At 41.5% G+C, this 21,749-nt stretch carries 23 protein-coding genes and 1 pseudogene; 11 read left to right on the top strand and 13 right to left on the bottom strand.

What is annotated here, in order from left to right; all coding sequences use genetic code 11:
* Window positions 1-37: 37 nt before the first annotated feature.
* The 4 genes from CHX27_RS08450 to CHX27_RS08435 all read left to right on the top strand — a co-directional run bounded on the left by CHX27_RS08450 (window position 38) and on the right by CHX27_RS08435 (window position 3,109).
* Window positions 38-781, top strand: a complete 744-nt coding sequence (locus tag CHX27_RS08450) for a succinate dehydrogenase/fumarate reductase iron-sulfur subunit (protein ID WP_094486328.1) — start codon at window positions 38-40, stop codon at window positions 779-781.
* Between the two features lie 108 nt (window positions 782-889).
* Window positions 890-1,729 carry an endonuclease/exonuclease/phosphatase family protein gene (locus tag CHX27_RS08445; RefSeq protein ID WP_094486327.1) on the top strand — a complete coding sequence of 280 codons (840 nt, stop codon included), beginning with the start codon at window positions 890-892 and terminating at the stop codon, window positions 1,727-1,729.
* An 18-nt stretch (window positions 1,730-1,747) separates the two neighbouring features.
* Window positions 1,748-2,260 (top strand): discoidin domain-containing protein, encoded by a 513-nt coding sequence (locus CHX27_RS08440; protein ID WP_094486326.1) that lies wholly within the window; start codon window positions 1,748-1,750, stop codon window positions 2,258-2,260.
* Between the two features lie 84 nt (window positions 2,261-2,344).
* Window positions 2,345-3,109, top strand: coding sequence for a nitrilase family protein (locus tag CHX27_RS08435; RefSeq protein WP_094486352.1), 765 nt, complete (start codon window positions 2,345-2,347; stop codon window positions 3,107-3,109).
* Here the strand turns inward: CHX27_RS08435 and CHX27_RS08430 are convergent.
* The 11 genes and pseudogenes from CHX27_RS08430 to hemA form a co-directional block, all read right to left on the bottom strand.
* Complete coding sequence (locus CHX27_RS08430) at window positions 3,106-4,704, bottom strand: Ig-like domain-containing protein (protein ID WP_094486325.1); 1,599 nt, start codon at window positions 4,702-4,704, stop codon at window positions 3,106-3,108. The two genes, CHX27_RS08435 and CHX27_RS08430, sit on opposite strands and share 4 nt — an antisense overlap.
* A gap of 122 nt (window positions 4,705-4,826) precedes the next feature.
* A complete protein-coding gene (locus CHX27_RS08425; protein ID WP_094486324.1) occupies window positions 4,827-5,297 on the bottom strand; it encodes a methylated-DNA--[protein]-cysteine S-methyltransferase in 471 nt (156 codons plus the stop codon).
* 14 nt (window positions 5,298-5,311) lie between these two features.
* Window positions 5,312-5,695 (bottom strand): c-type cytochrome, encoded by a 384-nt coding sequence (locus CHX27_RS08420; RefSeq protein WP_094486323.1) that lies wholly within the window; start codon window positions 5,693-5,695, stop codon window positions 5,312-5,314.
* The gene (hemB, locus tag CHX27_RS08415; protein ID WP_094486322.1) at window positions 5,692-6,684 is read right to left on the bottom strand and encodes a porphobilinogen synthase; all 993 of its coding nucleotides are present in this window, start codon (window positions 6,682-6,684) and stop codon (window positions 5,692-5,694) included. Before hemB ends, CHX27_RS08420 begins: the two co-directional genes overlap by 4 nt.
* Before the next feature lie 54 nt (window positions 6,685-6,738).
* Window positions 6,739-7,050, bottom strand: a pseudogene (locus CHX27_RS08410) (four helix bundle protein); the annotation flags it as partial.
* A 93-nt stretch (window positions 7,051-7,143) separates the two neighbouring features.
* Complete coding sequence (gene hemF, locus CHX27_RS08405; RefSeq protein ID WP_094486320.1) at window positions 7,144-8,046, bottom strand: oxygen-dependent coproporphyrinogen oxidase; 903 nt, start codon at window positions 8,044-8,046, stop codon at window positions 7,144-7,146.
* Entirely contained in the window at window positions 8,047-8,880 is an 834-nt protein-coding gene (locus CHX27_RS08400; protein ID WP_094486319.1) for a BRO-N domain-containing protein, read from the bottom strand.
* A 25-nt stretch (window positions 8,881-8,905) separates the two neighbouring features.
* The gene (gene hemE, locus CHX27_RS08395; RefSeq protein WP_094486318.1) at window positions 8,906-9,931 is read right to left on the bottom strand and encodes a uroporphyrinogen decarboxylase; all 1,026 of its coding nucleotides are present in this window, start codon (window positions 9,929-9,931) and stop codon (window positions 8,906-8,908) included.
* Window positions 9,924-10,616, bottom strand: a complete 693-nt coding sequence (locus tag CHX27_RS08390; protein ID WP_094486317.1) for a uroporphyrinogen-III synthase — start codon at window positions 10,614-10,616, stop codon at window positions 9,924-9,926. The genes hemE and CHX27_RS08390 overlap by 8 nt, the downstream gene beginning before the upstream one ends.
* A gap of 4 nt (window positions 10,617-10,620) precedes the next feature.
* Window positions 10,621-11,535 (bottom strand): hydroxymethylbilane synthase, encoded by a 915-nt coding sequence (hemC, locus tag CHX27_RS08385; RefSeq protein WP_262494585.1) that lies wholly within the window; start codon window positions 11,533-11,535, stop codon window positions 10,621-10,623.
* Between the two features lie 11 nt (window positions 11,536-11,546).
* Window positions 11,547-12,836 carry a glutamyl-tRNA reductase gene (gene hemA / locus CHX27_RS08380; protein WP_094486350.1) on the bottom strand — a complete coding sequence of 430 codons (1,290 nt, stop codon included), beginning with the start codon at window positions 12,834-12,836 and terminating at the stop codon, window positions 11,547-11,549.
* 226 nt (window positions 12,837-13,062) lie between these two features.
* Between hemA and CHX27_RS08375 the strand changes: the two genes are divergently transcribed.
* Genes CHX27_RS08375 through CHX27_RS08355 form a run of 5 tightly spaced genes read left to right on the top strand, consistent with a single transcriptional unit; the run spans window position 13,063 to window position 17,829 of the window.
* Window positions 13,063-13,938 (top strand): helix-turn-helix transcriptional regulator, encoded by an 876-nt coding sequence (locus CHX27_RS08375; protein ID WP_094486316.1) that lies wholly within the window; start codon window positions 13,063-13,065, stop codon window positions 13,936-13,938.
* 15 nt (window positions 13,939-13,953) lie between these two features.
* Complete coding sequence (gene hemH / locus CHX27_RS08370; protein ID WP_094486315.1) at window positions 13,954-15,021, top strand: ferrochelatase; 1,068 nt, start codon at window positions 13,954-13,956, stop codon at window positions 15,019-15,021.
* Complete coding sequence (locus tag CHX27_RS08365) at window positions 15,021-15,569, top strand: CopD family protein (protein WP_094486314.1); 549 nt, start codon at window positions 15,021-15,023, stop codon at window positions 15,567-15,569. Before hemH ends, CHX27_RS08365 begins: the two co-directional genes overlap by 1 nt.
* A 56-nt stretch (window positions 15,570-15,625) precedes the next feature.
* A complete protein-coding gene (locus CHX27_RS08360; protein WP_094486313.1) occupies window positions 15,626-17,050 on the top strand; it encodes a sensor histidine kinase in 1,425 nt (474 codons plus the stop codon).
* The gene (locus CHX27_RS08355; protein ID WP_094486312.1) at window positions 17,047-17,829 is read left to right on the top strand and encodes an enoyl-CoA hydratase/isomerase family protein; all 783 of its coding nucleotides are present in this window, start codon (window positions 17,047-17,049) and stop codon (window positions 17,827-17,829) included. The genes CHX27_RS08360 and CHX27_RS08355 overlap by 4 nt, the downstream gene beginning before the upstream one ends.
* On the opposite strand, the gene CHX27_RS08350 is transcribed toward CHX27_RS08355, so the two are convergent.
* Complete coding sequence (locus tag CHX27_RS08350; RefSeq protein ID WP_094486349.1) at window positions 17,826-18,338, bottom strand: acyl-CoA thioesterase; 513 nt, start codon at window positions 18,336-18,338, stop codon at window positions 17,826-17,828. The genes CHX27_RS08355 and CHX27_RS08350 overlap by 4 nt on opposite strands.
* An 89-nt stretch (window positions 18,339-18,427) precedes the next feature.
* Window positions 18,428-19,381, bottom strand: a complete 954-nt coding sequence (locus tag CHX27_RS08345; protein WP_094486311.1) for an HU domain-containing protein — start codon at window positions 19,379-19,381, stop codon at window positions 18,428-18,430.
* Between the two features lie 82 nt (window positions 19,382-19,463).
* Between CHX27_RS08345 and dprA the strand changes: the two genes are divergently transcribed.
* Window positions 19,464-20,564, top strand: a complete 1,101-nt coding sequence (dprA, locus tag CHX27_RS08340) for a DNA-processing protein DprA (protein WP_094486310.1) — start codon at window positions 19,464-19,466, stop codon at window positions 20,562-20,564.
* Window positions 20,565-20,574: 10 nt separating this feature from the next.
* On the top strand, window positions 20,575-20,955 hold the full coding sequence (locus tag CHX27_RS08335; protein ID WP_094486309.1) for a GxxExxY protein: 381 nt from the start codon (window positions 20,575-20,577) through the stop codon (window positions 20,953-20,955).
* Window positions 20,956-21,749: the final 794 nt, after the last annotated feature.

Below are 21,749 nucleotides of genomic sequence, written 5' to 3'. Positions count from 1 at the left end.
TTGATACCAAACAGCCGCAAGGCAAAAAAGATAAGATATGAAACTTAATCTAAAAATTTGGAGGCAGAAAAACGCACAAGATCAAGGCAAGATGGTCGATTATGCGATCGATAATGTATCGCCTGATATGTCGTTTTTGGAAATGCTAGACGTTTTAAACGACGATCTTATTCAAAAAGACCAAGATCCTGTTGCTTTCGATCACGATTGTAGAGAAGGAATTTGCGGGATGTGTTCGCTTTACATCAATGGCGAAGCACACGGACCCGACCGCGGTGTAACCACGTGCCAGTTGCACATGCGTAAGTTTAAAGACGGCGATACGATTTTCATCGAGCCGTTTCGCGCGAAAGCGTTTCCAGTGATTAAAGATTTGGCTGTAAACCGTTCGGCTTTTGATCGAATTCAACAAGCGGGTGGTTTTATTTCGGTAAATACTTCTGGAAATACGCTTGATGCGAACGCGATTCCAATTCCAAAACATGACGCCGATCGCGCTTTTGATGCGGCAACTTGTATTGGTTGTGGCGCTTGTGTAGCAACGTGTAAAAACTCGTCAGCTATGCTGTTTGTGTCTGCAAAAGTAAGTCAGTTTGCTTTGCTTCCACAAGGACGCGTAGAAGCCACGGATCGTGTATTAAACATGGTGCGCCAAATGGACGAAGAAGGATTCGGAAACTGTACCAATACAGGCGCTTGCGAAGTGGAATGTCCGAAGGGGATTTCGCTTGAGAACATCGCAAGAATGAACAGAGAATACCTAGCGGCAAGTTTAAAATAAGATTTACAACGTACATTTTTGAGACGCATCCATTAGTTTGGGTGCGTTTTTTATTGTAAATAACTAAAGATTCGATCTTTACAAATCCAACACGAACATTGAAAGTCAATGAAAAATTTATCCTTTTCAATTCTGCTCATTATTTTTTGTAATGGGCTTTTTTTTGCGCAAGACTTAAAACTAATAACCTACAACATTCGTTTAGATCTCGAATCTGACGGAGAAAACAAATGGCAAAACCGAAAAGAATTTCTTTGTTCACAATTGGGTTTTTATGACCCCGATATTTTCGGAATTCAAGAAGCGTTGCCCAATCAAGTTATCGATATTAAATCGGCTTTGCCAGAATACAACTATGTTGGAATAGGTCGTGATGGCAACGGAAAAGGCGAATCGTCTAATATCTTCTTTAAGAAAAACCGATTTGAAGTACTTACCAGCGATACCTTTTGGCTTTCTGAAACTCCCGAAATTATTTCAAAAGGTTGGGATGCAGCACTCAATAGAATTTGTACTTACGTTCTATTAAAAGATAAAGAAACAAAGCAAACCTTCTGGGTTTTCAACACTCATTTAGACCATCAAGGCGATATAGCCAGAACCAAAGGAATAGAAGTAATTCTCTTAAAAATCAAAGCGCTCAACACCAAAAATTATCCTGTCGTTTTATTAGGTGATTTCAATTCAGAACCTACAGAAGAACGAATTATCAATTTAAAGAAATTGATGATCGACAGTCAAGATATTTCCGATCAAAAACCTTTTGGTCCAAGTGGTACTTTCAACGCTTTTAAACATAATGAAGCAGTCACAAAACGCATTGATTACATCTTTTTATCAAAGGGAAATTCGTTTAAAGTGAATAAATATGCTGTTTTGAGCGACTCTAAAGATTTAAAATACCCTTCAGATCACTTGCCGGTTTATGTTGAATTGACGTTTAATTAATTGCAGTCTTTAAGTTTGATGAAAACTAGCGACACCATCTCGGCAACCTTCTTCAAAAAACCCAACAAGTACACAATTGACATTAAGTCCAAATACAATCCGCAGTATCATGCGGGTGGTACTAACGGTTTACTAGACGGCATTTTCGGCACAACCAATTGGTGCAAAGGCGATTGGCAAGGTTACCACAGTCAGGATTTTGAAGCCGTTGTCGATTTGCAGGAAATTAAATCCATCTCCGAAATTCATTCCAATTATCTGCAAGACCAACGTTCATGGATTTTAATGCCAACAAAAGTGGAATATTACACTTCCGTGGATAATGTCAATATTACTTCACTTGGAATTAGCAGTAATGACGTAAATCCTAAACAAGAAGAAAACAGCATTAAAGATTTCCGATGTATCTCAACACCAATAAATGCGCGATATGTAAAAATCAAAGCCTATAACTTTGGCAAACTACCCGAATGGCACACAGGTTTTGGTGGCGATGCTTTTATTTTTATTGATGAAATAACAATAAAATAGATTTTTAATTTTATTCATCCAAGTAAACCCTTCAAGAGTTTTAAACTCTTGAAGGGTTAAATGAATTTTATCCAATTTAAAAAAATGAAAACAGCTCTAATACAAACCACATTATTCTGGGAAAACCCAACCGAAAACAGGCGGCATATAACGCAAAAGATTAACGATTTACCCGCAAACGTCGATTTAATCGTACTACCCGAAATGTTTTCGTCCGGTTTTACCATGAACCCTACAGCGGTTGCCGAAACCATGAATGGCGAAACGATAATGGAGCTAAAACAGTTAGCAAAGGCGAAAAATTGCGCCATTACAGGAAGTTTAGTTATCGAAGAACACGGAAAATTCTACAACCGATTGGTTTTTATATTTCCCAACGGCGCGGTTCAACACTACAACAAACGCCATTTGTTTACGCTAGCGGGCGAGCAGCAAAATTTCGAAGCGGGCAATCGTCGGGAAATTATTCTGTACAAAGGAATTCGTATCATGCCGCAGATTTGCTACGATTTGCGCTTTCCAGTTTTTAGCAGAAATAACAACGACTACGATTTATTGATTTACGTAGCGAATTGGCCCGAAACGCGTATTACCGCTTGGGACACGCTTTTGAAAGCACGGGCTATTGAAAATATGAGCGCAGTTATTGGCGTAAATCGGATTGGTGTTGATGGAAAAAACTTGTCGTATCCCGGCCATAGTGCGGTTATCGATTGTTTGGGAAATACCCAAGTACAGGTATTGAACGACGATCGTACTGAAATCGTGGAAATCGATTTTGAATTTCAGCGACAGCAAAGGGAAAAACTTGGGTTTTTAAACGATGCCGACGCCTTTGACTTGCGCTAACGCCTCAGATCGAAATCTTGATTAACATCCCAATTAGCGCGTACGTCGAGAAGTTCGGGGAAGTAAATGACCTCTTCGGGTTGTTTGTTTTCAAGAATATTTCCCGAATCAAAAACGCCGTTTCCGTTGGTGTCGACAATTACGCGAACATAAAATTTATTGGGTTCTAGGCCTTCAAAAAACACTTGTTGACTTTCCGAAACCACACTTTCGTAGAGAACTTTTCCTTTATCGTTGGTTAATTGTAGCAGCAGCGGCGATTTAGGGGCGTTTTTAAGCGATAACGTCAGATTTCCGAACTCGGATAAAGCACGAGTTCCAAAACTAAATTTAAGGCTATCGTTTTCTTGTCCGTAAATGTCTTGAACGGCTTTTGGAAGGATTTGTAAAACGTATTTGGCAACTTCCTCCTTTTTGAACTTTACAGTGGTTTTCAAATTAGCGAAGTCTTCCGTTAAGCTAAAATCAATCGGTTTTCCATTCTGCGTAAGCGAGATGAGCTCTTTGTTGATACGCGCTATTGGTGTCGAAGAAAGTAGTTCGAAATCTTCTCGCCACGCCAAAGTACCTGCTTTTACAGCAGAGATAGATAGGCTATCGGATGCTTGGAGTTTCGACTTGACCGTGAAGTCTTTTTGATAGGCACCTGAACGGATGCGTACGCCGATGGAGTCTTTTTTGCCCTGCGGAATAAAAACGTGCAACGAATCTTTGCCCGGAATTTTTGTAACCACGGGTTTTAAATCAGTTTTTGGAAATAAAATTTCGGCTTGAACTTGATCGGCCGTTCCGGAATATCCAATAAGTAGGCGGTTTGCCGAAGCCGACGATGCGTTTACAGCTTTGAAAGTGCTTTTAGCTTTAGATACGCGTAGTTGCTGACTTTCTGTATTAGGAACTTCGATAAAAGTGCTGCTAAATCCAATTTTCTCCGAAGCGGGTTCTAATTTGTAGTTTACAGTTTTTTCTTGGAGTGCAATAAGTTTGTAGGAACCGGCTTTTAAATACTCGAACTTAAAGTTGTTCAAACTGTCGCGCGTGGTAGTTACATAACGCGGTGCTTGTTTGTACACAAGTGAGTCGTTATAGCTTTCGTTTGCATCGTAAAGGAGTAAGCTAATTCCGGGATCGAGTTTGCGTTCGAGTGCATCGGAAACACGACCTTCCAGCGTAAGCGAATCGATGGTACTGCCGGTTGAAAAAACGTATCTAAAATTCTCTAGCGAAATGCCTTCGTTGTTATCTTGGATGCTGTTTCCGAAATTTAAACAATAGGTGGTGTTCGGTTTTAGCGTATCGCGAAAGCGTATGGTAAATTCTTTTGCAGCTACGGTAGGTGTAACGGTGGGCTGTTGTTTTAGTGGCGGCGAAACCACCAATTGTTTGCTAACGTCTTTGAATTTAACGTATTCGCTAAAACGGATTTTAATAACCTGACTATTGAAATTGGTCGAAAAGTTTTTCGGAGAGGCCGAAACTAAAACAGGAGGAATCGAATCTAAAGGTCCGCCGTTAATGGTGCCCACTTTCGCACAACGGCTAAAAATCAAAAGCAATAAGAGAACAATTGCGGTTAATTCTGCGATTTTCTTCATGGTGATAACGCCTTTTCAGGAAGGCAAAGTAACGACTATTTTTCAAGAAGCGTCTCACTTCCGCGCTTTAGACTTTGCAACAATTCAATAGTAGGAGATCAGCGATTAAAATTCTTTTAAAATTAAAACAACTCCGGTGGTAGGGCGCCTTCTAACAACAACAATTGCTTTTTAGCGGTCATGCCTCCGGCGTAGCCCACTAATTGGCCGTTACTTCCAATAACGCGATGGCAAGGAATTACGATTAGAATTGGGTTAGCTCCGTTTGCCGCTGCCACCGCACGAATCGTTTTGGGGTTGCCGTAAGCGGTGGCTAACTGGTTGTACGACAGTGTTTTTCCGTACGGAATGTGCTTCAACAATTTCCAGACTTGCATTTGGAATTCGGTTCCTTGTAAATCTAATGGAAGATCGAATGTTTGTCGTTTTCCAGCAAAGTACTCGTCTAATTGCTGAAAAACAGCGGTCAGAAATGAGTTGGGTTCGGAAACCGAATCGGTACCTGAAAAAGTTCGTATTTGTTGTAAGTGTCCGTTCGTTTCTTGAACGTACAAATTTCCCCACGGAGCCTTATAAATGGCAGCATGTTGCATTAAAGAGCTTTAGGTTAAGGAGCGAAACTGTAAATGTATGCTTCTAGGGCGGCGCGCTCTTCGTCGGTCATGGCTTTGGTGATTTCTAAATTCACCTTCATGATTTCGTACTTTTCCGGATCGATGATTGCGGGCGTTTCACCGCGCAAAAAAGCCTGCATATCAGCTTTTTCGGTTTTGTAAATCTGTGCCATTTCGCGAATGCTTGGCCCAATTACTTTTTGATCTTCTTTATGGCAAGCCGTACAATTTCCGCGACCTTCAAAAAGAACCTTTCCTTGTTCTACGATGTTTACTTCAGGTTCGGTTCCGGCTGGGTAATTTGAATTGGTTTTAGAAGCCTTTTCATTACAGGAAACCAAAAATAATAGCGCACTAGCTAATAATAAGTTTTTCATTTGTTGAGCAATTTTGCAGCGTGTAATGCGTGATAAGTGGAAATCAGATTAGCTCCGGCGCGCTTAATGCAGTACAATTGTTCGAGCATTACGGCATCGTGATCAACCCAGCCTTTTTCGGCAGCCGCTTTTAACATGGCGTATTCGCCCGAAACCTGATAAACCGACACCGGAATTAGTACGGCATTTCGAACTTCACGTACAATATCCAGATACGCCATTCCGGGTTTAACCATCACCATATCGGCGCCTTCTTCCACATCGCTGAGCACTTCTCTAATGGCTTCGAGTCGGTTGGCGTAATCCATTTGATAGGTTTTTTTATCTCGTGGAGCTTCTTCTGTACTCACAGGTGCTGAATCTAAGGCATCGCGAAACGGTCCGTAAAAAGAACTGGCGTATTTAGCGCTATAACTCATAATTCCTACGTCGTGGTAACCATTTTGGTCGAGCGCTTGTCGGAGTCGGAGTACGCGTCCGTCCATCATATCGCTTGGCGCCACGAAATCGGCACCGGCTTTTGCGTGGCTAACGGCCATTAAACACAAGGCATCGTTGGTGGCATCGTTATCGATTTTTCCTTTGGTGATGATTCCGTCGTGTCCGTATGAAGAGTACGGATCTAGTGCTACATCGGGCATAACCACCATTTCCGGAACCGCGTCTTTAATGCGTTTGATTGCTTCTTGCATGAGTCCGTTGTCGTTCCAAGCTTCTTTTCCGGTATTGTCTTTAAGATGGTCGGAAACTTTTACATAAATATTTACGGCTCGAATGCCTAGGTCGTATGCCTTCTTAACTTCATCTAAAGTATAATCCAACGAGTGTCGAAAAATTCCAGGCATTGAAGGAATGGGCGATTTCACGTCTTTTCCTTCGGCGATAAACATCGGCAACATAAAATCAGTTGGCGATAAGCTGGTTTCGCGTACAATGCTTCTGAGTGATTCGTTGGTTCGTAATCTTCTACCTCTATGTAATGGGTACATATTTTAGTTTTATTTTTAGCATACAGCTTTCAGCATACAGCTTTTAGCTAACCGCTAACTATTAATTTTTCTAATCAAAGAGCTGAGCATTTTTTTAATTTCTTCAATTTTTTCCGACAAGTGTTGGCTTTCGGTGTTGTCTATAAATTTTAATTCCGCAGATAGCATAATTTGGTATTCCAACTCATTTGCAGAACCAAACGCAAGATACTGAAATCTACAAAAATCCTTATCCGTGCTTCTTCCGCAACTTTCAGCGATATTCGTTGGAATCGAAGTAGCAGATCGCTTTTTTTGAATTGTTAGTACGTAGAGTTCTTCTTTAGGAAATTTTGTGTAAATCGCATAGATAGAGTTTACAAGTTCGGGAGATTTTTTCTACACATGAAGTGTTTTATAATCTCGCATGATTTTGGCTTATATTCTTTTATTTCTATCAAATTACCAACTGCTAACCGCTCACACCCAATCAATAGGCGTTTGTAAAACCGAAAGCAAACGCTCTTCTTCGCTGCCTGGTTCGGGATGGTGATCGTAAACCCACTGTACATGCGGCGGCAAGCTCATTAAAATACTTTCGATACGTCCGTTGGTTTTTAGGCCAAAAAGCGTTCCCTTGTCGTGAACGAGATTAAATTCTACATAGCGACCACGTCTGATTTCCTGCCAAGTACGTTGTTCCGCGTTAAAAGGCATATTCTTTCGTCTTTCAACAATCGGAACATAAGCTTCTAAAAACGAGTTCCCGACTGCGGTAACAAAATTGTACCAATCGGAAAGGGTCCTATTTTCGGTTGGTTTGCAATAATCAAAGAACAATCCTCCAACGCCACGCGCTTCGTCTCTATGTGTGTTACGGAAATACGTGTCGCATTGTTTTTTGTATTTGGGATAAAATTCGGCATCGAATTGATCGCACACGTTTTTACAAACTTGGTGAAAATGTATCGCATCTTCATCGAAGAGGTAATACGGCGTTAAATCTTGTCCGCCGCCAAACCAAGAATCGACTACGTTGTTTTCTTTGTCGTACATTTCAAAATACCGCCAGTTTGCGTGGACTGTTGGAGCCAACGGATTTTTGGGATGTAACACTAAACTGAGTCCGCAAGCGAAAAAATTTACATCGCCAACTTTAAAATACTGCTGCATGGCAATGGGCAATTCGCCGTGTACAGCCGAAATATTTACGCCCCCTTTTTCGAAGACCGCTCCGTTTTCGATGATGCGCGAACGTCCGCCACCACCTTCCGGGCGCGACCAAATGTCTTCGCGAAAGCGCGCCAAACCATCGACTTCCTCTAATTTAGCCGTAATTTGATCTTGTAGTTTTTGAATGTATTGGTAAAATTGGTCTTTCATTTATTCCAATGATTTCTTTTTGTTTAATGCGGTTGTTGCGTTCTGTGCGGTAACGATTTTCTTTCCTGTTTTCGATTCAATCTCTTTTCTTGTATTCCCAGCAATAGTTCCGCCTTGCTTAGCTATTTTTTTATTTTCTGCAAACGATTTAGGCTTCTTCTCCTTACTAATTTCGGTTGTTGTAGCTTCAGCAAGCATGTTTAACACAAGTTCTAAGTTACTCATGTTGTCGCGAAGATTTTGATTTTTTAAGCCTTTGAAGCTTTTATAATCCCTAACTGATAGCCCGCTCCAAGCTTTAGTGATTTCGTCCGTTAAAATTGCATACTCTTGCCCTTTCTTTACACCACGTTCAGCCCATTCGTCGGTGAGCTCTTTTCTTACCTCAATACTTTTAAGACGCTGATTAATCCATTCTTTTGAATAACCTTTTTTTAGATAGGTTTCCATTAATCGATCAAACCCTAACTCTGGATCTTCAATTTCGTCAATCCGTTCCCGACCTACTTGTGCTAACCAGAGCTTAAATGGTTCTGCTTTTTTGGACGGCACCGACTGTATTAACCGAAATAACTGCTCGGTATCGGCGACGTCTGTTTTATAGAATTTACCATCGGCAGACATCATTTTCAGTTGACTACAATTTGTAGCCAACTCACTTCCCTCCTTTTTCAAACGGAGTTTTAAAACGCTCCAGTACTTACGCGAATTTGCAGTTTCAGTTAGTACTTCGATAACATCAACAATTGAGAAATACCATTTTTCATCTTCTTCATTCCACAGCGAACGAATTTGCTTTTGTTCAAATAGTTTTATAGCGGTTTCTCTGGTCATGATTGCGATGTTTAACTACAATTGCTTAATTACCGTATTCCTTCACAGCTTCTATAAAAGCACCAGCGTGTTCAATCGGAATGTTTGGTAAAATACCGTGTCCTAGATTTACGATGTATTTGTCTTTACCAAACTCGTCGATCATCTGTTTCACCATAGCTTTTATTGTTGGAATTGGAGAAAGCAATCGCGATGGATCGAAGTTTCCTTGCAAAGTGATATTTCCGCCAGACAAATAACGTGCGTTTCTCGGCGAGCATGTCCAATCAACACCCAAAGCCGAAGCTTTACTGCGTCCCATTTCCTGCAAAGCAAACCAACAGCCTTTACCAAAAACGATAACTTTCGTAAGCGGAGCAAGCGCTTCAACGATTTGGTTGATGTATTGCCAAGAAAATTCCTGATAATCGGTTGGCGATAACATCCCGCCCCACGAATCGAAAATTTGTACAGCATTTACGCCGGCGGCAACTTTTGCCTTCAGATAATCAATGGTTGTATCTGTAATTTTTTGTAATAATTCGTGCGCAGCGGCAGGGTTGGTAAAGCAAAATCCTTTCGCCTGATCAAAACTTTTCGATCCGCGACCTTCAACAGCATAGCAAAAGATGGTCCATGGCGAACCCGCAAAACCAATCAGTGGAATTTCATCCTGAAGCAGTACTTTCGTTTGTTTGATTCCTTCCAAAACATAACCCAAACTTTCGGTTGCATCGGGAACAAATACACGATCAACGTCGGCTTGTGTTCGAATTGGATTTGGTAAAAACGGACCCACGCTTTCTTTCATCAATACTTCGATACCCATCGCTTGCGGAACCACAAGAATGTCGGAGAACAAAATAGCCGCATCAGGCGCAAATCGGCGAATAGGTTGAACGGTGATTTCTGCAGCTAATTCAGGGGTTTGACAGCGTGTGAAGAAATCGTATTTGTCGCGTAAAGCCATAAATTCTGGCAGATATCTTCCCGCTTGACGCATCATCCAAACCGGCGGACGATTTACCGTTTCACCGTTAAGTGCTCGTAGAAATAAGTCGTTTTTAATCATGAATCTGGTTTTTTGCCGCTCTTGACGGCGCTAGTTTAAAATATTTTAAAAGCGCATAAATCGTATTTTCGATTGTTGGCACCTTGGCAAGTACAATTTTATCAGTTCGGTTTTCCAAAGCAGCTGCGGTGGTTTCGCCAATGCAAACGCACACTTCCGTGGAAATGGGATTGTATTGCAAAAACGATTTTACCGCACTCGGACTAAAAAACAATAAGGCATCGAAACTGCGGTTTACCTTTAATGGAAATTCGGTGGTTTCGTATAATTCGTAAAAATTAGAATTTTCGGTTTGTGTTGCCAGAAATTCGGGAATTGTATCCAATCGTTGTTTGCCGCAGAAAAAAGTGAAAGATTGAAACGATAATAACTTCAACGATTCGACTAGAGCTGCCGCAGAATGTGAAACGTTTGCAACATTAAAACCTAAATGATTGAGTTTTTCCGCGGTTTTTTCGCCTACGCAGAAAATAACTTTTCCATTTAATTTGTCGACTAAATTCTGAGAAATCAAAGCTTGAACCGCATGCTGACTCGTAAAAATAACCGCAGGATTTACCGTATTTACTGCTGTTTGCAGATAGGTTATTTGGATAAGATCGGCTTCTACCAACGTAATATTGCAAGCCAGCAAAGTGCTCTTTTGCGCAGCCGACAGTTTTTTGGTAGAAAACACACTTATCATCGAATTACGATTTAGAAAGTTGTTGTTTAATGCGTTGCATCAGTTCTTTAGCGCCCAACTGCAAAAGTTCTTCTGCGAAAAGCGAACCGGCATGATTGCTTTCGTCTCGAGAAATAGTTTTCCGAATTTCCACTTTTTCTTTTCCGTCGAGAGAAACTAAATTTCCGTGAAAAACAACCGTATTTTCTTGAATTTCTGCGTAAGCGCCAATAGGAGCCGTACAACCTCCTTCGAGTGTTCTTAAAAAATCGCGTTCTATTTTAGTAGCCAAAGCGGTGTTTTCGTCGTTTAGATGTTGGAGTGCTTCGCGCGAAAAATCATCGTCGGAACGGCCACAAACTACCATTGCGCCTTGTGCAGGAGCGGGTAACATCCAATCAAGGATTTCGTATTTTTCGGGAAGTACATTGATGCGATCGAGTCCGGCGAGGGCAAAAATGGCACCTTTCCAGTCGGAATTCTCTAATTTTTGTAATCTAGAAACTACATTTCCGCGCAGGTCGGTTGTGCTGTCGTTCGGGAACTTATGCAACCACTGTGCGCGTCGGCGCAAGCTTCCTGTAGCAATAGTATTTGATTTTGCATTCGGGTTTCCCACAAAAATATCGTGCACTTGCGCGCGTTTGAGAACGGCAAATGTGCTTATGCCTTGCGGCAGTGCGGTTGGTACATCTTTCATGGAATGTACTGCAATATCCACCGTGTTTTGAAGTAAGGCAACATCTAGTGTTTTCGTAAAAATTCCGGTAATTCCGAGTTCGTACAGCGGTTTGTCGAGCTTTAGGTCGCCATCCGATTTTACGGCAACAATTTCGGTTTTGTACCCGAGTTTGTGCAGTTTTTCTTGTACGGTTTGTGCTTGCCACATCGCTAATTTACTGTCGCGAGTGCCTATTCTGATGGTTTTTGATTCGGGCAATTTTCTAAATTTTAATTTGAAAACGAAACAGAAGCTTTTTGTTCAGTTTCTGGGGTTTGTTCTAATTGAAAAATTTTGTTGATCAAGAAGATACTTTCTTCCACGGAAGTGTCGTCGTCTTTCAAATGGTTAGCAAAATGCGTGGTAATTTTTTGAATAATGCGATTGCTGATGATTTCGGCTTGTTCTTCGTTAAATCCGTTTAATTTTTTGGATTGAAAATCGATTTCCGAATTTTTAATCTCTTGCAATTTTTGTTTGAGTGCACTGATGGTTGGCGCAAACTTTCGCACTTTTGTCCATTCCAAAAACTCTTGTTTAACTTCTTCTAGAATGCGTTCAGCAGCTGGAATTTGAGCGCGTCTTTTTTCTAAAGTATCATCGGTAATTTTCGACAATTCATCCATGTGAATTAAAGAAACACCCTGGGTTTGCAATACGTTGGCATCGACGTTTTTCGGAACGGATAAATCCAGAATCAGTAACGGTTTTCTAAGGTTTAGAATATTGACATCTACAGTCGGGTTTTGGGCTCCAGTAGCTACAACAAGCACGTCGGACTGTTGAATTTCCGCTTGTAGTTCGCTAAAATCCTTAACCGTAAGGTTGAATTTTCCGGCAATACGCTCGGCTTTTTCTTTAGTGCGATTAATAAGCGTAATGTGCTTATTTTTTGTGTGTTTGATGAGGTTTTCGCAGGTATTTCGACCGATTTTCCCTGTTCCGAACAACAAAATATTTTTCTGACTTACTTCGGGAACATTGCGCAATATATACTGAACTGCTGCAAAAGAAACGGATGTTGCACCTGTAGAAAGATCGGTTTCGTTTTTGATGCGTTTCGACGCCTGAATGACGGCATTTACTAAACGATCGAGAAAAGTATTGATTAATCCGAAAGAACGCGACTGGTTGCAAGCGAATTTAATTTGAGAAATGATTTCGAAATCGCCTAAAATCTGGCTATCTAAGCCAGTTGCAACGCGAAAAACATGAGTTACGGCATCGCTAGATTTATATACGTAACCTACTTTTTGGAAGGCTTCGGCGGTACCGTTAGAATGGTCGCAAATGAGTTTTATGAGCTGATACGGATGTTCTGCAAAGCCGTAAATTTCGGTCCGGTTGCAGGTAGAATTAATCATCAACGATTCGATACCAGCGGCTTTCGCTTGCGCCAACAACAGGGGCTGCGCATCGGCAGGAACGGTAAACTGACCGCGGATCTCTGCATCGGCTTTTTTGTAGTTTAGGCCAACAACATAGAATGATGAATGTTTCGGTGTGTGAATCTGCTCCATAAATAGTTTACGCAATTCGGTTACAAAAATAAGTTTATCAAAATCTAAAAAATAACGCTGCAAGTTCCATTTTAATCGCTGGTAGCCTTTCAAAACCACATCGCAATATTTATCGTAAATTCAACTAACTTTGCAGCAGTAACAAGCCTTTTAAAACGCTTTATGTAGAATTATTCTAAATAAACCACTTGTTCTATTTTAAGGCTACTTACGAAAAAACATCGCTATGGGTTCATTTGAAGAGATAAAAATTGAGAACGATTTTTTTCTATTGCGATTTCAGAATCATTCCACTGAAACCGTAATAGAACAAAAAGCCATTCCTTTGGGATTTATTCAGTTTCATTTTTGTTTGAAGGGAACGGCTGTGCTTCACTTTAATGAAGGTTCTTATCAGTTGAATTTAGTGGAAGAACAGTCGTATTTACTGTATAATCCACAAAAAGAATTGCCTTTGCATTTGAAGATATCCCCAGACAGCTGGATTCTATCGGCGTTTCTCTCCATAAAAAAATTCCACTCGCTGTTTTCTACCGATGCACAACACATTAACTTTCTTACTGTCGAAAATCGGGATAAGAAATATTACGGCGAGTCGCGTGTGAGTCCGTCGATGGCTATCGTACTCAGCCAGCTTTTTCATTACAACTTACATCCGTCGATTAAAAATTTGTACTATCGCGGTAAAGCGTTTGAATTGCTGAGTTTGTATTTCAATAAAACGGAAGATCCTTCGGCAGAACAATGTCCGTTTTTACTCGACGAAGAGAACGTCATGAAAATAAAAAAAGCGAAAGATATTGTAATCCAAAACATGGCCGAGCCGCCCGGATTGCAAGAACTTGCCGATCGAGTTGGTCTTACGCTAAAGAAATTAAAACTCGGCTTCAAGCAAATTTACGGCGACACCGTTTACGGCTATTTGTTTGATTATAAAATGGACTATGCGCGCCAACTTCTAGATTCGGGTTCGTACAATGTAAACGAAGTAGGATTGAAGATTGGTTACAGCACGGGAAGTCATTTTATCGCGGCCTTCAAAAAGAAATTCGCTACTACGCCCAAGAAATATTTAATGTCGATTAATCCAACAGTTTCTTAATAAAAATCATATACAATGCAACAATCTAAAAGAGGGGTGTTATTGGTAAATCTGGGATCTCCAAAAAGCCCAGAGCCTAAGGATGTGAAGCCATACTTAGACGAATTTTTAATGGACAAATATGTTATCGACGTACCGTTTTTACTGCGTGCGTTGTTAGTTCGTGGAATTATTTTGCAAACGCGTCCGAAACGTTCTGCGGAAGCATACAAAAAAATATGGTGGAATGAAGGTTCGCCACTAATTGTTCTTTCAGAACGAATGCACAAGAAAGTTTCTGCACAAGCCGAGGTTCCCGTTGTTTTGGCGATGCGCTACGGTCAGCCGTCGATTGATTCTGGCTTGAAAGCACTTCGCGATCAAGGCGTAACCGAAGTTTTGCTGTTTCCGTTGTATCCACAATATGCGATGGCAAGCACCAAAACCATCGTAGAATTAGCGCAGAAGTTGGTTGCTGAAAAGTATCCGGATTTGCATCTGCACCACGTTCCGGCTTTCTACAACCAAAGAAGTTACATCGAAAATTTAGCAAGAAGTATTCGCGAAAAACTAGCAGGTTTTGAATACGACCATCTGCTGTTTTCGTACCACGGCATTCCGGAGCGTCATATTCGCAAAACCGACGTTACGAAATCGCACTGTAAAATGGACAGCAGTTGCTGCGCCACAAAATCGCCAGCGCACGAGTTTTGTTACCGTCACCAATGCTACGAAACTACGCGTCAGGTAGCCGAATTGCTGCAACTTCCGAAAGACAAATACAGCCAGTCGTTTCAATCGCGTTTGGCGGGCGACAAGTGGTTGGATCCGTATACCGACGTTGAAATCAATAAAATGCCGGCGAAAGGAATCAAGAAATTAGCGGTAGTTACGCCGGCTTTTGTATCGGATTGTTTGGAAACATTGGAGGAAATTGCAATGGAAGCCAATCACGAATTCAAAGAAAACGGCGGCGAAGAATTCATGGCAATTCCGTGTTTAAACGACGACGATACTTGGTGTGCTACGGTTGCCGAATGGATAAATGATTGGGCAGCAACAGGGAAAGTTTTTGCTCCAAGAACCGCTGAAGTAACGGCCTAATGTACGAGTATTTAAAGGCATTGCATCTCATTTTTGTGGTAACCTGGTTCGCTGGGTTGTTCTACATTGTTCGGCTTTTTGTGTACCAGACCGAAGTTTTCGATAAATCGGAAATAGAACGTCAAATTTTGCAACCACAATATAAATTAATGGCGTATCGATTGTGGTATATCATAACATGGCCTTCGGCAGTTTTAGCATCGATTTTCGCTTTTTGGATGCTGTTTTTCACTCCCGTCGGACGAGCTTGGTTAGAAACCGATTGGATGCAAGTAAAACTTGGGTTTGTAGCACTTTTATATGCTTATCAGTTAAAATGCCATCAGATTTATCGCAAGCTTCAGCGCGGCGAAAAACCCCATTCTTCGAATTTTTTGCGACTGTGGAATGAAGTAGCAACACTTATTTTGTTTGCCGTTGTATTTCTAGTGGTGTTGAAAAACGCTTTTAACTGGATTTTTGGAGTAGTTGGTATTATTGTGGTATCGCTTTTGCTGATGTTAGGATTCAAATTTTATAAAAATCTGCGCGCAAAACGAGGAACCTAATGCTAAAGTCGGTGAAGATAAAAAGGGTGTCGCTACGGATTCGAATCTTTCTTTCGATGATCGTACTCACGCTTATTGCTTCAGTTCTTATGGCGTCGATCTCTATTTTTCAGTTTAAACGCGAGGCAAAAGATTATCACCGCGAGCGTTTGGAACGGAAAGAAAATGCCATCAAAGAACACATCAACTACATTTTAGCCAACACGACGTATCCGCTTACCGAAGAAAATTTAGCACTGATTTTTAAAGATAAGATTCACGAATTGAGTAACATTCATGCGCTGCAAATCAACATTTACAGCCTCGACGGAAAGTTACTAAAGTCGTCGAAAGGTGCGTTTTCGGTCGATCAAGCTTCGCCACCCATACCCGATTACATTCTTCGTATCATGCGTGCTTCGCTCGAAAAACGCTATGTAGATGTACGTACTATTGAAGGAAAAAAATACCGTTCGTCGTATAGTCAGATTAAAGATTTGAAATTCAAACCACTGGGTATTTTAAACCTGCCGTATATCGAAGACGACGGTTTTTACGACCGCGAATTGAAAAACTTCTTGATTCGTTTGAGTCAAGTTTATTCGTTTATGTTGCTGATTGCCTTTGCGTTGGCTTACTTTTTGTCGAGTTTCATTACAAAATCTTTGAAGCGGATTTCAGATAAAATAACGGAGACTAATCTGAATCAGAAAAACGAGAAAATTGATTTGGACGATTCCAGTCGAGAGATTTCGCTACTCATAAACGCATACAATACGCTGGTCGACAAATTAGAGGATAGCGCGGCCAAATTAGCGCAAAGCGAACGCGAACAAGCCTGGCGCGAAATGGCCAAGCAAGTTGCGCACGAGATTAAAAATCCGCTTACGCCCATGCGTTTAACGGTACAGAGTTTTCAGCGACGTTTCGACCCGAACGACCCAGATATTCGTCAGAAAATGGACGATTATTCGAAAACACTGATTCAGCAAATCGACATCATGAGTTCGGTTGCCTCGGCTTTTTCCAATTTTGCTTCGATGCCTGCGCAACAGAATGAGACGTTAAATGTTGGAAAAGTCGTGGAGTTGGCGCTCGATATCTTTAATGAAGATTACATCGAATTGCAACTGCCCGACGAGAAAATCATTACTCGAATGGACCGAACGCAGCTTATTCGCATCATCACGAATTTGGTTAAGAACAGCATTCAGGCCATACCCGAAGAACAATCCGAAAAGAAAATACAAGTGCGGATACGGCGTGCGGGTAACGAGGTTGAAATCTCGGTTTCAGATAACGGAACCGGCATTCCGCCCGAAAACAGCGACCGTATTTTTGAACCCAAATTTACCACCAAAACCAGTGGCATGGGACTCGGACTGGGCATCATCAAAAACATTATCGAAAATTATTCAGGAACCATTACTTTTGAAACACAATTGGGACACGGAAGCACATTTTACGTGCGTTTACCCATCACAAAACTCGTAAAGCTATGACATTCGAAAACTTACAAACTAGTCAAACCGACGCTATTTTTCGCATTACCATCGACCGACCATCAAAACTTAATGCACTCAATAAAGCGACGATTCAAGCACTGCACGAGGCTTTCGCTTACGCAGAACAAAAAGCAGATGTTCGTGTAATTATTTTAACCGGAAGCGGCGAAAAGGCGTTTGTAGCTGGTGCAGATATTTCGGAATTTGCCGATTTTAATGTGAGCGAAGGTGCAGCATTGGCAGCCGAAGGTCAGCGTTTGTTGTTTGATTTTGTTGAACGCTTGTCGAAACCTGTAATTGCAGCCGTAAACGGTTTTGCTTTGGGCGGTGGCTTGGAGTTGGCTATGTCGGCACACATACGTATCGCTTCGACCAACGCCAAAATGGGATTGCCGGAGGTTACTTTAGGTGTAATTCCTGGTTACGGAGGAACGCAGCGTTTGGCTCAATTAGTAGGGAAGGGCAAAGCAATGGAGTTAATTCTATCGGCTTCGATGATTGATGCACAAGCGGCCCATCAATTAGGTTTAGTGAATAAAGTAGTCGATCAATCGGAGTTGCTCGTCGAGGCAGAAGCACTTGCGTCTAAAATTGCAGCAAATTCTCCTGCGGCCATTCGTGCAGCTATTCAAGCGGTAAATGCCGGCTATGATAACAGCCAGAACGGATTCGAAACAGAGATAAAGTTGTTTGGAACCTGTTTTGGAACAGCAGATTTTAAGGAAGGAACATCAGCCTTTCTTGAAAAAAGAAAAGCGGTGTTTACTGGAAATTAGTCGTTGAAAATAGCTTTCAGTTCCGTAGCTTCAGAGGGTTTCATTTTCCCAGCAAGCACTAAACTCAATTGCTTTCTGCGTAAAGCGGCTTCAAAACGCTGAATTTCTAATTCGGTTTCAGGTTTGATTGGTGGAACTTCAACCGGACGTCCTGTGTCGTCTACGGCTACGAATGTGTAAATAGCTTCGTTCGCCTTGTTGCGTTGTCCAGACTCGCGATCTTCAATCCATACGTCGATGAAAATTTCCATGGACGATTTGAACGAACGCGAAACTTTAGCTTCTACAGTTACCACACTTCCCAACGGAATGGCGCGGTTAAAAGCCACGTGATTTACCGATGCTGTTACGACAATTCTACGCGAATGACGTCGGGCGGCAATACTCGCAGCGCGATCCATACGCGCCAACAATTCGCCACCAAAAAGATTGTTCAACGGATTGGTTTCGCTCGGTAAAACAAGGTCGGTTAATACCGTTAACGATTCGGAAGGTGTTTTAGCTACCACTGTTTTTTTCGGCAAAAGTATAGAAATGTAGGCTTTCTCAAAGGCTGCTTTAAGAAAGGTTTAAGTTTGGATAATCGAAGAGGTTTGGTTTATTCTACCAATAACCACGCATCTTGCGTTTGCGTTTGGTGAATGTGCGTTAATGCAGCTTTTGCTTCGCCGTATTTGGTGTAACTTCCAAATAAAACAGGTGTTAATCCGAAGCGATTTTTTGGAAGCAAACGTGCTTCAAAACCTCTTGATTTCAGGTCGCTTAAAACGGCATTTGCATTTTTCTGGTCGCGAAAAGCACCTGCAACTACGTGATATTTAAAATCGGGAGTCGACACGGGAAGCGATAATGTTTCCGACGGACTCGCAATTACAAAGGTTGCTTTTTGGATTTCTTGCGTTACTTTTTGTTGAACGGAGGCGCGAACTTCCGCGGTTTTTTCTTCCACGTAAGTGTCGTAAGCTTGGTTGCCAAAGAAACCGCTTACTCCTAAAAGTAGCACGGCAGCCGAGGCGTATTTCCAAGCGTTGAAGTGTGAGCGACTTTGCCGTTCTAATTCGATTACTTTCGGTTGAGATTCGAGGACAATTGTCGAAGCGTTTTGAATCTCTTCAACATATCGCTGCGGAATTCGAATGTTTGAAAGTCCGAATGCGGCGGTGTAGTAATTTACGTCGTTTGCCGGTTCGAAACGAATCGCTCCGAAATTTGTTTGTTCTAAAGTGCCAATATTTCGAAGTTCAACGCGTTGTTTCGCAGCTAATTGATCTTCCACGAAAGCTACTTCAGCGCGAATTAAATTCAGTGCCGTATCGAAGCTAATTTTTTCTGCTTTAGCGATATGACTTGCTAGTAATCCGTCGTTATGACGCAAGTTAACATTAAACGAAATTGTCTTTTTGGGCGGAATGCACAAGCCTTTTTCAGGATCGATCACTGCCGACTGGATTTCGGCAATAAAACCACCAAAACCAGGTACGGTTACGCACTGGTAGCGGTACAACAACTCAGAAATAAATCGTTCAATCTTCATAAAAACAAAAATACGCATTCGAGAATTGATGTGCTATTTTGTTTCAAAATCTTATTAACAACTGTTTTTGTTTTTGTATCTTGTGCTTCAATATTTTACTATGCGCCATTCAGAATTACTCTACGTTTTAGCTTTGCTAAAGGCCGAAGGCATTGGTAATGTCATCGCCAGAAAGTTGCTTTCGCACTTCGAAAATCCGTCCGATATTTTTTCCGCGAAAGCGAAAGATCTTGCCCAAATTCACGGCATCGGCAACTTCCGAATCTCAGCCCTCAAAAACAAATCGCTTTTAAAACAAGCCGAAAAAGAGCTTGTTTACATGCAAGAAACCGCCGTAACTCCACTGTTTATTTCCGACGAAGCATTTCCGAATCGACTTCGGCAATGTTCGGATGCACCAGTTTTGCTGTTTACTTCAGGGAAAATGAATTTAAACGAACAAAAAGTTATCAGTATCGTGGGTACCCGACGCATGACCAATTATGGGAGCGGATTTTTAAAAGAATTTATCCAAGAGCTTGTTCCATACAACCCATTGATTGTTAGCGGATTTGCTTATGGAGTTGATATTGCAGCACATCAGTTTGCTGTACAAAACAGTTTACAAACCGTTGGCGTTTTAGCGCACGGGCTTGCCGATATTTATCCAAAAGTTCACAAGAAATTTATTCGACCAATCTCAGAAAACGGAGGTTTAGTAACCGAATTTTTCAGCGATGTGGCGCCCGACAAAGAGCACTTTGTTCGTCGAAATCGGATTGTTGCAGGTTTGGCCGACGCTACCATTGTAATTGAATCGGCCGATCGCGGCGGTTCGTTGATAACGGCAAACTTCGCTTTTGATTACAGTCGCGATGTTTTTGCAGTTCCGGGTCGTTTAAACGATAAATTCAGCGCAGGTTGTAATCACTTAATTAAATGTCAGAAAGCAGCTTTACTTACATCGGTTGCCGATTTGGTGTATTTGCTCAATTGGGAACAAAAAAAGAACGCACCGGCTGTTCAAAAACAACTGTTTGTTGAGCTAAAACCCGACGAACAAACGCTGTACGATACACTCTACAAAACAGGAAAGTTGCAGCTCGACGATTTAGCTATTCACTGCGATTTACCTGTGCATAAAACTGCGGTATTGCTTTTAGAACTAGAACTCAAAGGATTGGTGCTGCCGCTGCCAGGAAAATTTTTCGAAGCCATTTAAAATTTACATCATGGAAGAAATTAATCAAATTACGTATATAGTTCGGTCTGCTATTTTTGAAGTTCATAGAGAACTCGGACCGGGATTGTTTGAACGCGTTTATGAAGCCGCTTTGGCGCGTGAGTTAAAGGATTTGGGATTGTCGGTTAGCCGGCAGTACACAAAATCATTAATGTACAAGGGAGAGTTATTAGGCGAAGCCTATGTGATTGATTTACTCGTTGAAAACAAGGTGATTGTTGAAATAAAATCGGTAGAAAATTTACAAAACGTCCATAAAAAGCAGTTGATGACGTATCTGCGACTTTCTGGATGTAAAGTTGGTTTGCTGGTGAATTTTAACGCGGGCTATCTAGTCGATAAAGAATCACTTATAAGAATCATCGTTTAGCGCTTGCGCACAGAAAATAATTAAACCCACGGAGTTTTCCCTGCATGTCTGTGTGAATCTGCGAACTCTGTGAGCAAACACTGCGCACAGAAAACACCGAAACTCACGAAATTTTACTTGCCTGTCTGTGTAAATCTGCGTGTTCTGTGAGCAAACACTGCGCACAGAAAACACCGAAACGCACTGAATTTTTCTTGCATGTCTGTGTGAATTTGTGTATTCTGTGAGCAAACACTGCGCACAAAAAGCACCGAAACGCACGATATTTTTCTTGCATGTCTGTGTGAATCTGTGTGTTCTGTGAGCAAACACTGCGCACAGAAAACACCGAAACGCACCGAATTTTACTTGCATGTCTGTGTAAATCTGCGTGTTCTGTGAGCAAACACTGCGCACAGAAAACACCGAAACTCACGAAATTTTACTTGCCTGTCTGTGTAAATCTGCGTGTTCTGTGAGCAAACACTGCGCACAGAAAACACCGAAACGCACTGAATTTTTCTTGCATGTCTGTGTGAATTTGTGTATTCTGTGAGCAAACACTGCGCACAAAAAGCACCGAAACGCACGATATTTTTCTTGCATGTCTGTGTGAATCTGTGTGTTCTGTGAGCAAACACTGCGCACAGAAAACACCGAAACTCACGAAATTTTACTTGCCTGTCTGTGTAAATCTGCGTGTTCTGTGAGCAAACACTGCGCACAGAAAGCACCGAGACACACAGAATTTTACTTGCACGTCTATGTGCATCTGCGTGTTCTGTGAGCAAACACTGCGCACAGAAAACACCGAA

This window comes from Flavobacterium aurantiibacter (assembly GCF_002251775.1).
GTDB lineage: Bacteria > Bacteroidota > Bacteroidia > Flavobacteriales > Flavobacteriaceae > Flavobacterium > Flavobacterium aurantiibacter.
This window is presented reverse-complemented; position numbering and strand designations above follow the sequence as displayed.